Here is a 13,438-nt window from a genome sequence, read left to right on the forward strand (position 1 = left end):
TGCTCCGGCTACCATCGATTCATCTTCCGGAGACCCATCGAATGCGCGCCCTGCTGCTGCCGCTCGCCCTGCTTGCCCCCTGCTCCGCCCTCGCCCAGTCCACGCCGCCGCCGGCCAGCACCGAACTGCACTGCGGCCAGCTGTTCGACGCGCGCAGCGGGCGGCTGGCGGGTCCGCACACGGTGAGCGTGCGCGACGGCCGGATCGCGGCGCTCGCCGCCGGCATCCCCGCCACGTCCAGCAGCGGCGCGGTCGACCTGCGCGGCCACACCTGCATGCCCGGCTGGACCGACCTGCACGTGCACCTGGAGGACCAGTCCAGCCCGCAGAGCTATTCGGAGGGGTTCCGCCTGGACCCGGTCGACTACGCCTTGCGCAGCGTCGGCTACGCCGAGAAGACCCTGCTGGCCGGCTTCACCAGCGTGCGCGACCTGGGCGGCGAAGTCGCCCCGCACCTGCGCGACGCGGTGAACCAGGGCCGGGTGCGCGGCCCGCGCATCTTCGCCGCCGGCAAGTCGATCGCCACCACCGGCGGCCATGCCGACCCCACCAACGGCTACAACTCCACCCTGTCCCACCTGCTCGGCCCGCCCGGCCCGACCGAGGGCGTGATCAATTCGATCGACGACGCCCGCCAGGCGGTGCGCCAGCGCTACAAGGAAGGCAGCGACGTGATCAAGATCACCGCCACCGGCGGCGTGCTCTCGTACGCGAAGTCCGGCGACGCGCCGCAGTTCACCGTCGACGAGGTCAAGGCGGTGGTCGATACCGCCCGCGATTACGGCTACCGGGTCGCCGCCCACGCGCACGGCACCGAAGGCATGAAGCGCGCGGTGCTGGCCGGGGTGGCCAGCATCGAGCACGGCACCTACATGGACGACGAGGTGATGCGGCTGATGAAGCAGCACGGCACCTGGTACGTGCCGACCATCTACGCCGGCCGCTTCGTCGCCGACAAGGCCAGGATCGACGGCTACTTCCCCGACGTCGTGCGGCCGAAGGCGGCGCGGATCGGCGCGCAGATCCAGGACACGTTCGCCCGGGCGTACAAGGCCGGTATCAAGATCGGCTTCGGCACCGACATGGGCGTCGGCCCGCACGGCGACAACGCGCGCGAGTTCATCTACATGGTCGAGGCCGGCATGCCGGCGGCGGTCGCGCTGCAGGCCGCCACGATCCGTGCCGCCGAGGTGCTGGGCGTGGACGACCAGGGCGTGATCGAGGCCGGCAAGCGCGCCGACATCGTCGCCGTGCCCGGCGATCCGCTGGCCGACATCGCGCAGGTGATGAAGGTGGACTTCGTGATGAAGGACGGCACCGTCTACCGGCAGCCGGACGACAACGGTGCCGCGGGTGCGCCATGAGCGGTGAATGGGTCGGCTATGTCGCCGCGACGCTGACCACGGTCGCGTTCGTGCCGCAGGCGCTCAAGACCCTGCGCACGCGCGACACCAAGGGGATCTCGCTGGGCATGTACGTGGTGTTCACCGCCGGCCTGTGCTTCTGGCTGGCCTACGGGATCGTGCTCGGTTCCTGGCCGATGATCTTCTCCAACGTCGTCACCCTGGTGCTGGCGCTGCTGATCCTGGGACTCAAGCTGCGCCACGGTTGAGCGGCGCCAGTGCCGCCAGCACGCCCCAGCCCAGCCATGCGGCGAACGCCACGCGCTGCGCGCCGGCCGCGCCGATCCAGCCGCTGCCGAGGAACCCGCCGGCCACCACCAGGATGCCGGCCAGCGCGGTGAGCGAGGCGAAGCGGCGCCATCCACCCATCCGCCACAGGCCGCCGGCCAGCAACAGCGCGCCCAGCGGGAACGCCAGCGCCCAAAGGACCCAGGCGGTGGCATGCAGGCGGCTGGCGCCTTCGTCGACCGCCTCCAGGTCCAGCGGCAGCACCCCCTGCGCGGCAAAACCCAATGCCGCCAGCAGGGCCAGCTGCGTGCCGATCCGTGCCGCCCAGCCGGCCGCGGCGGGCAGGCGTCCCCGAAGCTCCAGCGCCAGCCAAGCGCCGCCCAGGCCAGGCAGCACGAACGCGAACAGCCCGAACAGCGTACCGGGCACGCCCAGCTGCCGGGCGCCCAGCCAGCCCAGCGGATGGCGCAGCTGCGAGTAGCCCTCGGTGGCCATGCCCGCCAGCAGCGCGGCAATGACGACGCTGGCGATCGCCGCCAGCGCGACCGGCAGCCGGAGTCTCGCCGACAGGCTCATGCATTCCTCCAATGGAAGACGTCTTCCACGCCGACGCCGAACGCGCGGGCGATGCGGAACGCCAGCTCCAGTGACGGAGCATAGCGCCCGGCCTCCAGCGCGATGATGGCCTGGCGGGTCACCCCGCAGGCGTCGGCCAGCGCCTTCTGGGTCATCTCGCCGCGCTCGGAGCGCCAGCGGCGGATGTCGTTGCCGATCGGCGTGCCGGTCACGCGTGCACTCCGCGGTGATGCGTCCGGCGCCCGCCGGGCGAGGCGCTGGCGAGGCGCCCTCGCCGGGCCCGCAAGCAGCAGAACCTGGAGCGGAACGTCACTTCCATCGAAGCCGCCTTTGCCGGAGAGGAGGTAAGCCATACGTTACATTCCGACCGACCGATGTCAACTCGGGTTGACATCGACTTGTAAGCTTGCCCACCCGGCACCATCTCGGCGCCATCCACAGTCCCCACACCGGAAGCCCCATGGCCGACCTGCCCCACGTCGTCGACATCACCACCGATACCTTCGAGACCGAAGTCCTGCAGAAATCGATGCAGACGCCGGTGCTGGTCGACTTCTGGGCGACCTGGTGCGGGCCGTGCAAGTCGCTGACTCCGATCCTGGAGAAGCTGGCCGGCGAGTACGGCGGTGCGTTCGTGCTGGCCAAGGTCGACGTCGACAAGGAACAGCAGATCGCCGCGGCGTTCCAGATCCGTTCGGTGCCGACCGTGTTCCTGCTGATCGGCGGGCAGCCGGTCGATGCCTTCCAGGGCGCGCTGCCGGAAGGCCAGCTGCGCCAGTTCCTGCAGCAGCACGGCGTCGAGCCGCTGGCGTCTGCCGATGCCGAGCCGGCCGAACTGGCACCGCTGGATCCGCACGCCGAGGTGGTCCGCCTGCGCCACGCGGTGGAGTCCGAACCGGACAAGGCCGAGCTGAAGCTCGACCTGGCGCTGGCGCTGCTGAAGACCGGCGCGGCCGGCGAAGCCGAGCAGCTGCTCGACGCGCTGCCCGCCAACCTGTCCACCGACGACCGCGCGATCCGTGCCCGTGCGCGACTTGGGTTCGCCGCCCTGCTCCAGGATGCCCCGCCGGTGCCGGTGCTCGAACAGGCCATCGCCGCCAACGAAGGCGACCTCAGGGCGCGCCACCTGCTGGCCGTGCACCACCTGGTCGGCGGCGATCCGGCCGCCGGGCTTGAGCAGCTGATCGAGATGCTGCGCCGCGACCGCGGCTACGAGGATGGCTTGCCGAAGAAAGCGCTCATCGACGCCTTCCGCATCGTCGAGGACGAGGACCTGGTCGGCCAGTACCGGCGCAGGATGGCGTCGCTGCTGTTCTGAGCCACGGCGCCGGGGCGACATGGCCCGCCGCCCCGGTGACCTCAGCGCGGAATGGCCCGGCGATCACGGCCGAAGATCGCGATCGATGCGCAGAACGCACCGGCCAGCGCCACCGCCACGAAGCCCGGGCCGATACCGGTGGCGCGCGCAAGCGCGGGGAGGCATGCGGCAACGAAGGCCGCCTGCAAGGCGACCAGGATGCGCAGGCCGACCGGGACGTTGTAGAGCGCGCGCAAGTGTTCCATCGCAGTCTCCGGGATCCGCTGGCAACAGGTTTTCCACGCAAGCCTACATCCCGCGGAAGCGGTGCAGGAACGCGCCACTGACCGGCAAACGTTCGGCATGGCCTTTCAGGCTCAGGCTATGCCGGCCCAGTTCGTTCTTCGATACCCGGTCGATCGCCTGCACGCGCACCACCGTGCCGCGATGCACCTGCCAGAAGGCGTCCGGGTCCAGCCCGGCCAGCAGATCCTTCAGCGGCGTGCGGATCACGCCTTCGCCGCTGCCGGCGACCACGCGCACGTACTTCTCCTGCGCCTGGAAGAACAGCACCTCGTCGATGCCGAACATGCGCACGCTGTCGCCGGCGCTGGCGCTGATCCAGCGGATCAGCCGCTCGCCCTGCGGGCGCAGCCGCGACTCCAGGCCATCGATCAGCGCATGCAGGTCCGGGCCATCCGCACCGGCACGACGTTCCTGGAGGCGCTCGCGCAGCCGCGCCACCGCCTGCTCCAGGCGCGCCGGCTGCACCGGTTTGAGCAGGTAGTCGACCGCGCCGGCGTCGAATGCGCGTACCGCGTAATCGTCGTACGCGGTGGTGAACACCACCAGCCCGCCCTGCTCCACCACCGCTCGCGCCACGTCCAGGCCGCTCACCCCGGGCATGCGGATGTCGAGTAAGGCCACGGTGGGACGATGGGTCGTCGCCGCTTCCAGCGCCGAAACGCCGTCCTCGCAGACCGCCACGATTTCCAGTCCGGGCCAGGCCTGCAGCAACTGCTCGTGCAGGGCGCGGCGCTGCGGCGCCTCGTCCTCGGCGATCAGCGCGGTCGCCGGCTGGGGGGAACGGGCGCTCATGCCGCCGCTCCGGTCAACGCATCCAGCGGCAGCTCGATCTGCGCAACGGCTCCGTGCCCGTTCGCCGGCTCCAGGCTCAGGCGCGCCCGTGCGCCGAAGCGATGGGCCAGCTGCTCGCGCACGTTGGCCAGTCCCATGCCACCGCCGATGCCCGGCTGCAGGCCCGCGCCGTCGTCGACGACGCGTACGCGCAGCCGATCGCCTTGGCGCACCGCGGCCACCTCGATCCGCCCCGGTCCCGGCCGCGGCTCGATGCCATGCTTGATCGCGTTCTCCACCAGGGTGATCAACAGCGACGGGGGGAACGGTAGCGCGCGCAGCGCCGCATCGGCGTCGACCGAGTAGGACAGGCGCCCTCCCATGCGCACCTGCATCAACGCCAGGTAGCTGGCGCAGATGTCCAGCTGCTGGCCGAGCGTGGAATGCAGGCCGCTGTCGTCGCGCAGCTTGGGGATGGTCGCGCGCAGGAACGCCACCAGCGCATCGAGCGTGGCCTCGGCCTGGGCCGGATCCTGCCGCACCAGCGCGCGCACCGAGGCCAGGGTGTTGAACAGGAAGTGGGGCTCCACCTGCGCCTGCAGCACGCCCAGGCGCAGGTCGGCCTCGCGCACGCGCCCGGTCATCTCGTCGAGCCTGCGCGCATGGCGGTGCTCGTCCCAGCGACGCCGCTCGCTGAAGTAGGCGCGCAGCGCCAGGCCGCCGCCGAACAGGCCGTAGACCACGATGAGCGCGGCGATATTCAGTGCAAGTCCGAATGCCTTGAGCACCATCCCCGCCTCGGCGGCCTTGGGCGGCACCATGCCCAGCGCAGTCAGCTGCGGGTTGACCAGCGACATCACATAGCCCGAGGCGACCTTGTCGATCCCGTAGCTCAGGACCATACCCGCGAGTACCGCCAGCACCACCGCCTTGCGCTCGCGCGATTCGGGCCAGCGCCGATGGCGGACCACGGTCGCCAGCGCCGGTCCGAGCATCGCCATCAGGCTGAAAGCGACAAGCTGGGCCAACCCCGCCTTCGCACCGATCAGCGGATCCCGGGTCGCCAGCCCGACGCCCGCGCCGGTGAAGGCCGTGACCACGGCCAGGACGCTGCAGAACAAAAGGCTGCGCCCCGCCAGCCAGCGTGCGCTGAACACCGGGTACTGGCGATAGCGGCTCCACACCGCGTTGCCGCCGACCAGAACCTCGGCCGGCAGCACCTGTCGCAGCGGATAGCCTGGTCCTTCACTCATGCCTGATTCCCTAGTCGTCCGTCGACCCGCGCTGCCCGACCGTGGGCACCAGCAGGAGCAGCACCGCCAGCGGCGCCAACAAGTCCATGATCGTGTCCATCCGACCCTCCTTCAATGCCGGCGGCGTGCTTACTGGCGCGCACCGCGCATCACCCGGCCGCCCTGGTGCAGTTCCAGCGACTGCACCTTGCCGGCGCCATCGCGCTGGAAGCGGATCTCGATGCCGTAGGCCGGCGCCTCGAAGGTATCGGCCGCCGTCGCCGAGAGCGGGAATGCGCCCTGCCCGGTCGCCTGCGCCTGCAGCACGCCGCCCTGCTCGCGCACGGCCAGCGAAAACCCCGGCATCAGCGGGTAGTCGCCCGCGTACGCGGCCAGGTCCGCGGGCGACAGTCGCGGCACCGGCGGTGCGTCGCGGTCGACGCGGACCGCCGGGAACACCGCGCCCAGCTGCGTCCAGGTGAAGCCGTAGTTGCCGTCGGCCTTCCGCTGCGGACGCAACACCGCGTCGAGCGCCAGCGGGTAGAAGTCGCCCGCATCGTCGTGGCCCATCTCGTATTCGCCTTGGCCTTCGGCCTGCACGAAGAGCCGGCCGTCGCGCTCGCGCAGGGTCATCTTCATCGCGCCCTGCAGCTGGTACTCGCCGGCCAGCGCCTGCAGCAGCGCCGGGTCGGCGGCGACCGCCTTGCGCGGCTTGCCGAGCGGCAGCGAGTCATCGACCAGGTGCATGCCCAGGCTGCCCAGGCTGCCGATCGAGTGCCAGGCGGTGTCGGAGAGGATCACCACGCCGCGCTGCTGCTTCGGGTCGAGCGAGACGAACGCGGAGAAGCCGCCGGTCCCGCCCTCGTGCATCAGTACGGTGCGGTCCTTCACCGGTACACGCATCCAGTTCATGCCCATCGGCGGCTGTTCCGACACCGCTGCATGGGTGGCTTCCAGCGAGGTGCGGATCGGCGCATCGACCTGGCCCAGGCCGCCCTGCACGTAGCGGACCATGTCGTCGAGCGTGGCGCGCACGCCGCCGACGCCGGCCAGGTCGGTCGAGAAATTCCAGGCGGAGGTGGGCTTTCCGTTCGGCGTGTGGCCGACCGCGGCGCGCACGCCCGCCGGGCGCTCGTTGATGTAGGCGTGGTCCATGCCCAGCGGCGTGAACAGCTCGCGCCGGGCCAGGCTCTCGAAATCGGTGCCCGCCCGTCGCGCGACCGCGTAGGAAAGCAGCATCGAGGCGAAGTTGGAGTACTCGAACTGCGTGCCGGGCGCGGCGCCGAGCTTCGCGTCGCCCAGCGATGCCAGCAGCGCGGCTTCGTCGAGGTTGGCGTAGGGATCGTCCATGCTCTTGGCACCCAGCCGCGACGGCAGCGCCGGCAGGCCCGAGGTGTGGGTGACGACGTGCCGCAGCAGGATCGGCTGGCCCTGGTAGTCGGGCACCTTGGTGCCGGCGGGCAACCAGGAGGCCAGGGTGTCGTCCAGCGAACCCTTGCCCTGGGCGACCATTTGCGCCAGCAGCGCAGCGGTCATGGTCTTGCTGACCGAACCGATCTCGAACGCGGTATCGGCGCCGATACGCGAGGCGTCTGCGTCGCGCGCGCACTGGTACGTCCGCGCGACCCGCTCCGCTTCGACCACCGCCACCGCCATGCAGGCGCCGGTGCGGTCGCCCTGCAGGCGCTGCCGGACCACGTCGGCCAGTTGCGCATCGCTCATGGCCCGGGCTGGCATTGGCAGGGTGGAGAGGGTCGCCGCGACGGCGATGGCGAGTGAGGCGAGCCGGATGGTCATGTGGGCACTCCTGGGTCGGGATGCGGCCATGCTCCGGCGACTGGCGTACGCCCGTCGGTGTTTGCGACGAACGCCCCCGCTTCGGCGACGGACGCGGCGCCGACGGCGACCGGGCGACCGGCGGCTCAGTCGGCCAGCAGCGCCGCGACCGTGCTGCGGTAGCGGGCCGCGATCGCCTCGCGGTCGCGATGGCGACCACCCCTGACCACGGCCTCCCCGGCCACGCGCACCTCGCGCACCAGCGGGCGGTTGCCGGCGAACAGCCAGCGATCGGCTACGTCCGCCGGACGCGCGCCGGCGAACGCCGGCGCCTGCGCGTCCAGCACGATCCAGTCGGCAGCCTGGCCCGGCGCCAGCAGGCCGACCGCCTGGCCGGTCGCCGCAGCGCCGCTGGCCAGGGTTCCGTGCAGCAGGGTCTCGCCGACGCTGCCGTTGTCGGTGCGCACGGCGATGTTGCGGTGGCGCGTCTGCAGGCGCTGGCCGTACTCGAGCCAGCGCAGCTCCTCCACCGGCGACACCGACACGTGCGAGTCCGACCCGATGCCCCAGGCGCCGCCGGCATCGAGGTACTCGCGCAGCGGGAACAGGCCGTCGCCGAGGTTCGCCTCGGTGGTCGGGCAGATCGCCACGGTGGCGCCGCTGGCGGCGACGGCCGCGGTTTCCGGCCCCGTCAGGTGGGTGGCATGGACCAGCGTCCAGCGCGCGTCGACCGGGGCGTGGTCGAGCAGCCACTCCACCGGACGGGCGTTGCGCACGGCCAGGCAGTCCTGCACCTCGCCGATCTGCTCGGCGATGTGGATGTGCAGCGGGAGATCCGGCGGCAGCGCCGCCAGTGCCGCATCCATCGCTTCCGGCGGCACCGCGCGCAGGCTGTGGAAGGCCACGCCGACCCGAAGGGCCTCGTCTTCCAGCGCACGCAGCGATTCAACCAGCCGCAGGAAGGCGTCCAGGTCGTGGCCGAAGCGGCGCTGTCGATCCGACAGCGCGCGCCGGTCGAAGCCGCCGGCCATGTACAGCACCGGCAGCAGGGTCAGCCGGATGCCGGTCTCCCTGGCCGCCGCCACCAGCGCCTTGGACATCGCCGCCGGATCGGCATACGGACGCCCGTCGGGTGCATGGTGCAGGTAGTGGAACTCGCATACGGTCGTGTAACCGGCCTCTAGCATCTCGACATAAAGCTGCGCGGCCACCGCCTGCAGGCTGTCCGGATCGAAGCGCGCGGCGATGCGATACATGGTCTCGCGCCAGGTCCAGAACGAGTCCTGCGCATGGGTCTGGCGCTCGGCCAGGCCGGCCATCACGCGCTGGAACGCATGCGAGTGCAGGTTGGGGATCCCCGGCAGCACCCAGCCGCCGTCCCAGCTCGGTTCGGCATCGAGCACCCGCCTGATCCGGCCGTCCTCGGCTTCCAGTCCCGCATCCCCGCGCCAGCCGGCCGGGGTCCACAGCAACGAGGCATCGCGCAGTTCGTCCATGCGCCCATTCTCGCGCGAACGGCAACGGCTGGCGATTGCCGGCGCGCCCAGCCGGCAACGGCGCCCCCGCTTACAATCCCCGCCATGGAAAACACACACGCCGCCGTTTGGGACGGCCTGGTCGTCAACGCCCGCCTGGCCACCCTGGCGGGCGATGCCGGCTACGGCCTGGTCGAAGACGGCGCACTGGGCTGGAAGGACGGCCGCATTACCTACGCCGGCCCGCGCTCGCGCTTGCCAGAGGCGGCGCGGGCGGCCGAGGTGGTCGACGCGAACGGGCGGCTGCTCACGCCGGGCCTGGTCGACTGCCATACGCACCTGGTGTTCGGCGGCGACCGCGCCGGCGAGTTCGAACAGCGCCTGCAGGGGGCCAGCTACGAACAGATCGCCCGCGCCGGCGGTGGCATCGTCTCCACCGTGCGCGCCACCCGCGCCGCCGACGAGGAAACGCTGCTCGCGCAGTCGTTGCCGCGCGCCCGTGCGCTGCTGGCCGATGGCGTGACCACGGTGGAGATCAAGTCCGGCTATGGCCTGGACCTGGAAGGGGAGCGCCGCATGCTGCGCGTGGCGCGGCGCCTCGGCGAGGTGCTCGGCCTGCAGGTGCGCACCACCTTCCTCGGCGCGCACGCATTGCCGCCGGAATTCGCAGGACGCGCCGATGCCTACATCGACGCGGTCTGCGACTGGTTGCCCCGATTGCACGGCGAAGGACTGGTCGATGCGGTCGACGCGTTCTGCGAACGCATAGGCTTCGACGCTGCGCAGACGCGAAGGGTGTTCGAAGCTGCGCGGGCCCTTGGCCTGCCGGTGAAGTTGCATGCCGACCAGCTCAGCGATGGCGGCGGCGCGGCGCTGGTGGCCGGCTTCGGCGGCCTGTCCGCCGACCATGTCGAGCACACCTCCGCTGCCGGCGTGCGCGCGATGGCCGATGCCGGCACCGTGGCGGTGCTTCTGCCCGGCGCCTTCCACGTGCTCCGTGAAACGATGCTGCCACCGCTGGAAGCGTTCCGCGCGGAGGGCGTGGCGATGGCCGTGGCCACCGACTGCAATCCCGGGACCTCGCCGCTGCAGTCGCTGCGGCTGGCGATGTCGCTGGCCTGTACCCATTTCCGGCTCACGCCGGAGGAGGCCCTGCGCGGGACCACGGTCAATGGCGCCCGCGCCCTCGGACTGGCCGACCGCGGCCGGCTGCAGCCCGGGCTGCGGGCGGACCTGGTGCTCTGGAACGCGGAGCAGCCGGCCGAGCTTGCCTACTGGCTGGGAGGTGGACTTCGGGCCGCGAGCTGGATCGGCGGCCGTCGCGCCGGCGACTGAGCGGCGCAAACAAAAACGCGGCGCCAGGCGCCGCGTTTTGCTTCCAGGCCGGGCATGCGCCCGGACATGGCCGGGTCAGCCCTTGGCGACGGCCTTCTTGGCCACGGCCTTCTTCACCACCGGCTTGGCGACGGCGGTCTTCTTCGCCACCGGCGCAGCGGCGCCCGCGGCGGCCCGGGTACCCCCATGGCGGCGCGCGTTGCCGTAGCTGGCGTTGTAGCGCTTGCCCTTGGCGGTCTTGCGGTCACCCTTGCCCATCTTTCGACTCCTTGATCTGCATGAAATAGCGCCCGCGCCCCGCGCGAGAGACCGGAAAGCCTAGCACGGGCCCTCAGTGGGCGCAGCTGGCGTCATGCACGTGGCCGTGGTTGAGCCGCAGGTTGAGCAGGTGCGCCAGCCCCACCAGGGTGCCGCCGAAGGTCATCACCACGGCATGTGGCACCACTGATTCGTGCAGCGGCGCGTACAGCAACCCCGCCCAAAGCGCGGCCAGGCCCGGCACCAGCAGGCCCAGGGCGCGCAGCGCGCGATGCCGCCGGTAGCTCCAGCCCAGGCTGAGCAGGCCCAGCAGGGTGACGAACGACACCAGCGCGGCCTCGAGGCTGCCATCGAACCAGAGCGACAGCCCCAGCGAGGGCAGCGCCGCCAGCAGCAGCGGCGTAAGCGCGCAATGCAGCGCGCACAGCAGCGAACCGGTGGCGCCGAAGCGGTCGAACAGCGAATGCCGGTGTGGGTGGTGGGGGCTCATCGGGGAGGCATGACGTTTGGGAGGGGTGTCGTCCAGTGTGGATACATTATAACATTCTTGTTCGACTGTCACCTTCGCCTCCCAACCGGTCCCCCGATGCCTACCATGTCCCGCCCGCTCCGCCGCCACGCCCTGTCCGCCGCCCTGTCGCTGGCCTGCACGACCGCCGTCTTTGCCGCCGCCGCGCACGAGCCCTCGGACCTGCCCACCGTCGAGGTGACCGCTTCGCCGCTGGCCGGCGATGCCGAATCGCTCGCCCGCCCGGTCGAGGTGCTGCAGGGCGATGCGCTGGACCGGGCCAAGGCCGCGACCTTGGGCGAAACCGTCTCCAAGCTCCCTGGCGTGCAGAGCACCTATTTCGGCCCCGGCGTCGGCCGGCCGATCCTGCGCGGCCTCGACGGCCCGCGCGTGCAGGTCCTGTCCAGCGGCCTGGGCACCATGGATGCCTCCACCGTCAGCGCCGACCATGCGACCAGCGTGGAGCCGTTCCTGGCCGACCAGGTCGAAGTCCTGAAAGGGCCGGCCACCCTGCTGTTCGGCAGCGGCGCGATCGGCGGCGCGGTCAACGTCGCCGACGGCCGCATCGCCCGCGACCTGCCGGAGGAGCCACTGAGCGGGCGCGCGGAAGTCCGCGGCAATACCGTCAACGACGAGCGCGCCGGCATGTTCCGGCTGGACGGCGTCAACGGGAACTGGGTCATCCATGTCGATGGCCTGGTCCGCAACACCGGCGACTACGAGATCCCGGGCGTGGCCGCGGTCGAGCATGACGACCACGACGGCCACGACGACGACGACCATGAGGGCGAGGACGGGCAGGCGCGCGGCGTGCTTCCCAACAGCTCGATCCGTACCCGGGCCGGCGCGCTCGGCGCGACCTGGCTCGGCGAGGCCGGCTATTTCGGCCTGTCGGCGAGCACCTACCGCACCAACTACGGCATCCCGACCGGCGCGCACGTGCATGCCGACGACGACCACGACCACGACGATGCCGACGACGACCACGCGCACGAGGAGGAAGAGGGCGACGTGCGCATCGACCTGACCCAGAACCGGATCGAGCTGAAGGCCGGGGTCTACGAGCCGCTGTCGTTCCTGGAAAGCGTCGAGCTGCACGGCGCCTACAACGACTACGAGCATGTCGAACTCGAAGGCGGCCAGGTCGGCACCCGCTTCACCAGCGAAGGATATGACGCCCGCCTGCAGGCGGTGCAGCATGAAGCCGCCGGCTGGCGCGGCGCGTTCGGCCTGCAGCTGGGACGGGTCGATTTCGCCGCAGTCGGCGAGGAGGCGTTCGTGCCGGCGACGCTGACCGACAGCTGGGGCCTGTTCGTGGTCCAGGAGAAGAACTTCGATCCGTTCAAGCTCGAGCTCGGCGCGCGCTACGACCGCGTGGACATCGCGCCCGACGACGCGCAGCCGCGCCGGAGCTTCGATGCCGGCAACCTGTCCGCCGCGGCGATCTGGCGCCTGAACGAGGCCTTCGACCTGCGGGTGGGCGTCGACCGCTCCGAGCGCGCGCCGACCCAGGAGGAGCTGTACGCCGGCGGCCTGCACGTGGCCACCGCGTCGATCGAGATCGGCGACAACGCGATGGACACCGAGCGCGCCCTGCGCGGCGAGATCGGCCTACACGCCCACAACGAGCGCGTCGACTTCAAGGTCTCGGTCTATCGCAGCGCGTTCGAGGACTTCATCTACCTGGCCGACACCGGAATCGAGGAGCACGGCACCCCGGTTCGCCTGTGGACCCAGGCCGACGCGACGTTCACCGGCGCCGAGGCCGAGGCGGTGCTGCACCTGGCCGACAGTGCGCACGGCGCCTGGGACCTGCGCGTGTTCGGCGACATGGTCCGCGGCGAACTGGACGGAAGCGGGTCGCGGACCGTCGCGTTCGACGTGCCGCATGGCGACCATGCCCACCACTACACCACCGAACTGGCCAACGGCGGCTACCTGCCCCGGATCGCACCGGGCCGCTTCGGCGCGGACCTGTCGTGGGCACTGGGCGGATGGCGGGCCTCGCTGGGCGCGGTGCGCTACCTGGAGCAGGACCGCGTCGCGCAGAACGAGGAAGCCAGCCCGGCCTACACCCTGGTCGATGCGCACCTGGCGTACCGCTGGGACCGTTCGGCCGGCAACAGCTGGGAGGTCTTCCTCGACGGCAGCAACCTTGGCAACGAGGAAGTACGTCCGCACACCTCGCTGCTGCGCGACTACGCGCCGCTGCCGGGTCGCGCGGTGGCCTTCGGCATCCGCGCCTGGTTCTGAGCCGGCGCTATGTCCACCCC

The 13,438-nt window shown here is 71.3% G+C and carries 14 protein-coding genes; 5 read left to right on the top strand and 9 right to left on the bottom strand.

Features of this window, described 5'->3' with window-relative positions; all coding sequences use genetic code 11:
- Nucleotides 1-41 precede the first annotated feature (41 nt).
- Both ABKA19_RS08590 and ABKA19_RS08595 read left to right on the top strand, forming a co-directional pair.
- Nucleotides 42-1,364, top strand: a complete 1,323-nt coding sequence (locus ABKA19_RS08590; RefSeq protein WP_353688544.1) for a metal-dependent hydrolase family protein — start codon at nucleotides 42-44, stop codon at nucleotides 1,362-1,364.
- Entirely contained in the window at nucleotides 1,361-1,612 is a 252-nt protein-coding gene (locus ABKA19_RS08595; protein WP_162376599.1) for a SemiSWEET transporter, read from the top strand. Before ABKA19_RS08590 ends, ABKA19_RS08595 begins: the two co-directional genes overlap by 4 nt.
- Here the strand turns inward: ABKA19_RS08595 and ABKA19_RS08600 are convergent.
- Together ABKA19_RS08600 and ABKA19_RS08605 are read right to left on the bottom strand one after the other, a co-directional pair.
- Nucleotides 1,593-2,207 carry a DUF998 domain-containing protein gene (locus ABKA19_RS08600; RefSeq protein WP_353688545.1) on the bottom strand — a complete coding sequence of 205 codons (615 nt, stop codon included), beginning with the start codon at nucleotides 2,205-2,207 and terminating at the stop codon, nucleotides 1,593-1,595. The two genes, ABKA19_RS08595 and ABKA19_RS08600, sit on opposite strands and share 20 nt — an antisense overlap.
- Entirely contained in the window at nucleotides 2,204-2,419 is a 216-nt protein-coding gene (locus tag ABKA19_RS08605) for a helix-turn-helix transcriptional regulator (protein WP_274381858.1), read from the bottom strand. Before ABKA19_RS08605 ends, ABKA19_RS08600 begins: the two co-directional genes overlap by 4 nt.
- A gap of 248 nt (nucleotides 2,420-2,667) precedes the next feature.
- Here ABKA19_RS08605 and trxA point away from each other — a divergent pair, with 248 nt between their 5' ends.
- Entirely contained in the window at nucleotides 2,668-3,525 is an 858-nt protein-coding gene (gene trxA / locus ABKA19_RS08610) for a thioredoxin (RefSeq protein WP_353688546.1), read from the top strand.
- 41 nt (nucleotides 3,526-3,566) lie between these two features.
- On the opposite strand, the gene ABKA19_RS08615 is transcribed toward trxA, so the two are convergent.
- The 5 genes from ABKA19_RS08615 to ABKA19_RS08635 all read right to left on the bottom strand — a co-directional run bounded on the left by ABKA19_RS08615 (nucleotide 3,567) and on the right by ABKA19_RS08635 (nucleotide 9,085).
- Nucleotides 3,567-3,770 carry a hypothetical protein gene (locus tag ABKA19_RS08615; RefSeq protein ID WP_353688547.1) on the bottom strand — a complete coding sequence of 68 codons (204 nt, stop codon included), beginning with the start codon at nucleotides 3,768-3,770 and terminating at the stop codon, nucleotides 3,567-3,569.
- A gap of 43 nt (nucleotides 3,771-3,813) precedes the next feature.
- A complete protein-coding gene (locus ABKA19_RS08620) occupies nucleotides 3,814-4,602 on the bottom strand; it encodes a LytR/AlgR family response regulator transcription factor (protein WP_353688548.1) in 789 nt (262 codons plus the stop codon).
- Nucleotides 4,599-5,834 carry a sensor histidine kinase gene (locus ABKA19_RS08625; RefSeq protein ID WP_353688549.1) on the bottom strand — a complete coding sequence of 412 codons (1,236 nt, stop codon included), beginning with the start codon at nucleotides 5,832-5,834 and terminating at the stop codon, nucleotides 4,599-4,601. Before ABKA19_RS08625 ends, ABKA19_RS08620 begins: the two co-directional genes overlap by 4 nt.
- A 129-nt stretch (nucleotides 5,835-5,963) precedes the next feature.
- Nucleotides 5,964-7,610 (bottom strand): serine hydrolase, encoded by a 1,647-nt coding sequence (locus tag ABKA19_RS08630; RefSeq protein WP_353688550.1) that lies wholly within the window; start codon nucleotides 7,608-7,610, stop codon nucleotides 5,964-5,966.
- A 125-nt stretch (nucleotides 7,611-7,735) separates the two neighbouring features.
- Nucleotides 7,736-9,085 (bottom strand): formimidoylglutamate deiminase, encoded by a 1,350-nt coding sequence (locus tag ABKA19_RS08635; RefSeq protein WP_353688551.1) that lies wholly within the window; start codon nucleotides 9,083-9,085, stop codon nucleotides 7,736-7,738.
- An 84-nt stretch (nucleotides 9,086-9,169) separates the two neighbouring features.
- Here ABKA19_RS08635 and hutI point away from each other — a divergent pair, with 84 nt between their 5' ends.
- Nucleotides 9,170-10,399: an imidazolonepropionase gene (hutI, locus tag ABKA19_RS08640; RefSeq protein ID WP_353688552.1), complete on the top strand. Its 1,230-nt coding sequence runs from the start codon at nucleotides 9,170-9,172 to the stop codon at nucleotides 10,397-10,399.
- A gap of 75 nt (nucleotides 10,400-10,474) precedes the next feature.
- On the opposite strand, the gene ABKA19_RS08645 is transcribed toward hutI, so the two are convergent.
- Together ABKA19_RS08645 and ABKA19_RS08650 are read right to left on the bottom strand one after the other, a co-directional pair.
- Nucleotides 10,475-10,657, bottom strand: a complete 183-nt coding sequence (locus tag ABKA19_RS08645) for a 30S ribosomal protein THX (RefSeq protein WP_162376589.1) — start codon at nucleotides 10,655-10,657, stop codon at nucleotides 10,475-10,477.
- Between the two features lie 73 nt (nucleotides 10,658-10,730).
- Nucleotides 10,731-11,147, bottom strand: coding sequence for a MerC domain-containing protein (locus tag ABKA19_RS08650; RefSeq protein WP_162376588.1), 417 nt, complete (start codon nucleotides 11,145-11,147; stop codon nucleotides 10,731-10,733).
- 96 nt (nucleotides 11,148-11,243) lie between these two features.
- On the opposite strand from ABKA19_RS08650, the gene ABKA19_RS08655 reads away from it, so the two are divergent.
- A complete protein-coding gene (locus ABKA19_RS08655) occupies nucleotides 11,244-13,418 on the top strand; it encodes a TonB-dependent receptor (protein WP_353688553.1) in 2,175 nt (724 codons plus the stop codon).
- Nucleotides 13,419-13,438: the final 20 nt, after the last annotated feature.

The organism is Pseudoxanthomonas sp. Soil82 (assembly GCF_040446535.1).
Taxonomy (GTDB): domain Bacteria; phylum Pseudomonadota; class Gammaproteobacteria; order Xanthomonadales; family Xanthomonadaceae; genus Pseudoxanthomonas; species Pseudoxanthomonas kaohsiungensis.

Coding starts and splice junctions, on each gene's coding strand:
- ABKA19_RS08615 (WP_353688547.1), bottom strand. CDS start 3,770: ATGGAACACTTGCGCGCGCTCTACAACGTCCCGGTCGGCCTGCGCATC.
- hutI (WP_353688552.1), top strand. CDS start 9,170: ATGGAAAACACACACGCCGCCGTTTGGGACGGCCTGGTCGTCAACGCC.
- ABKA19_RS08590 (WP_353688544.1), top strand. CDS start 42: ATGCGCGCCCTGCTGCTGCCGCTCGCCCTGCTTGCCCCCTGCTCCGCC.
- ABKA19_RS08625 (WP_353688549.1), bottom strand. CDS start 5,834: ATGAGTGAAGGACCAGGCTATCCGCTGCGACAGGTGCTGCCGGCCGAG.
- ABKA19_RS08630 (WP_353688550.1), bottom strand. CDS start 7,610: ATGACCATCCGGCTCGCCTCACTCGCCATCGCCGTCGCGGCGACCCTC.
- ABKA19_RS08595 (WP_162376599.1), top strand. CDS start 1,361: ATGAGCGGTGAATGGGTCGGCTATGTCGCCGCGACGCTGACCACGGTC.
- ABKA19_RS08645 (WP_162376589.1), bottom strand. CDS start 10,657: ATGGGCAAGGGTGACCGCAAGACCGCCAAGGGCAAGCGCTACAACGCC.
- ABKA19_RS08655 (WP_353688553.1), top strand. CDS start 11,244: ATGCCTACCATGTCCCGCCCGCTCCGCCGCCACGCCCTGTCCGCCGCC.
- ABKA19_RS08650 (WP_162376588.1), bottom strand. CDS start 11,147: ATGAGCCCCCACCACCCACACCGGCATTCGCTGTTCGACCGCTTCGGC.
- trxA (WP_353688546.1), top strand. CDS start 2,668: ATGGCCGACCTGCCCCACGTCGTCGACATCACCACCGATACCTTCGAG.
- ABKA19_RS08635 (WP_353688551.1), bottom strand. CDS start 9,085: ATGGACGAACTGCGCGATGCCTCGTTGCTGTGGACCCCGGCCGGCTGG.
- ABKA19_RS08600 (WP_353688545.1), bottom strand. CDS start 2,207: ATGAGCCTGTCGGCGAGACTCCGGCTGCCGGTCGCGCTGGCGGCGATC.
- ABKA19_RS08620 (WP_353688548.1), bottom strand. CDS start 4,602: ATGAGCGCCCGTTCCCCCCAGCCGGCGACCGCGCTGATCGCCGAGGAC.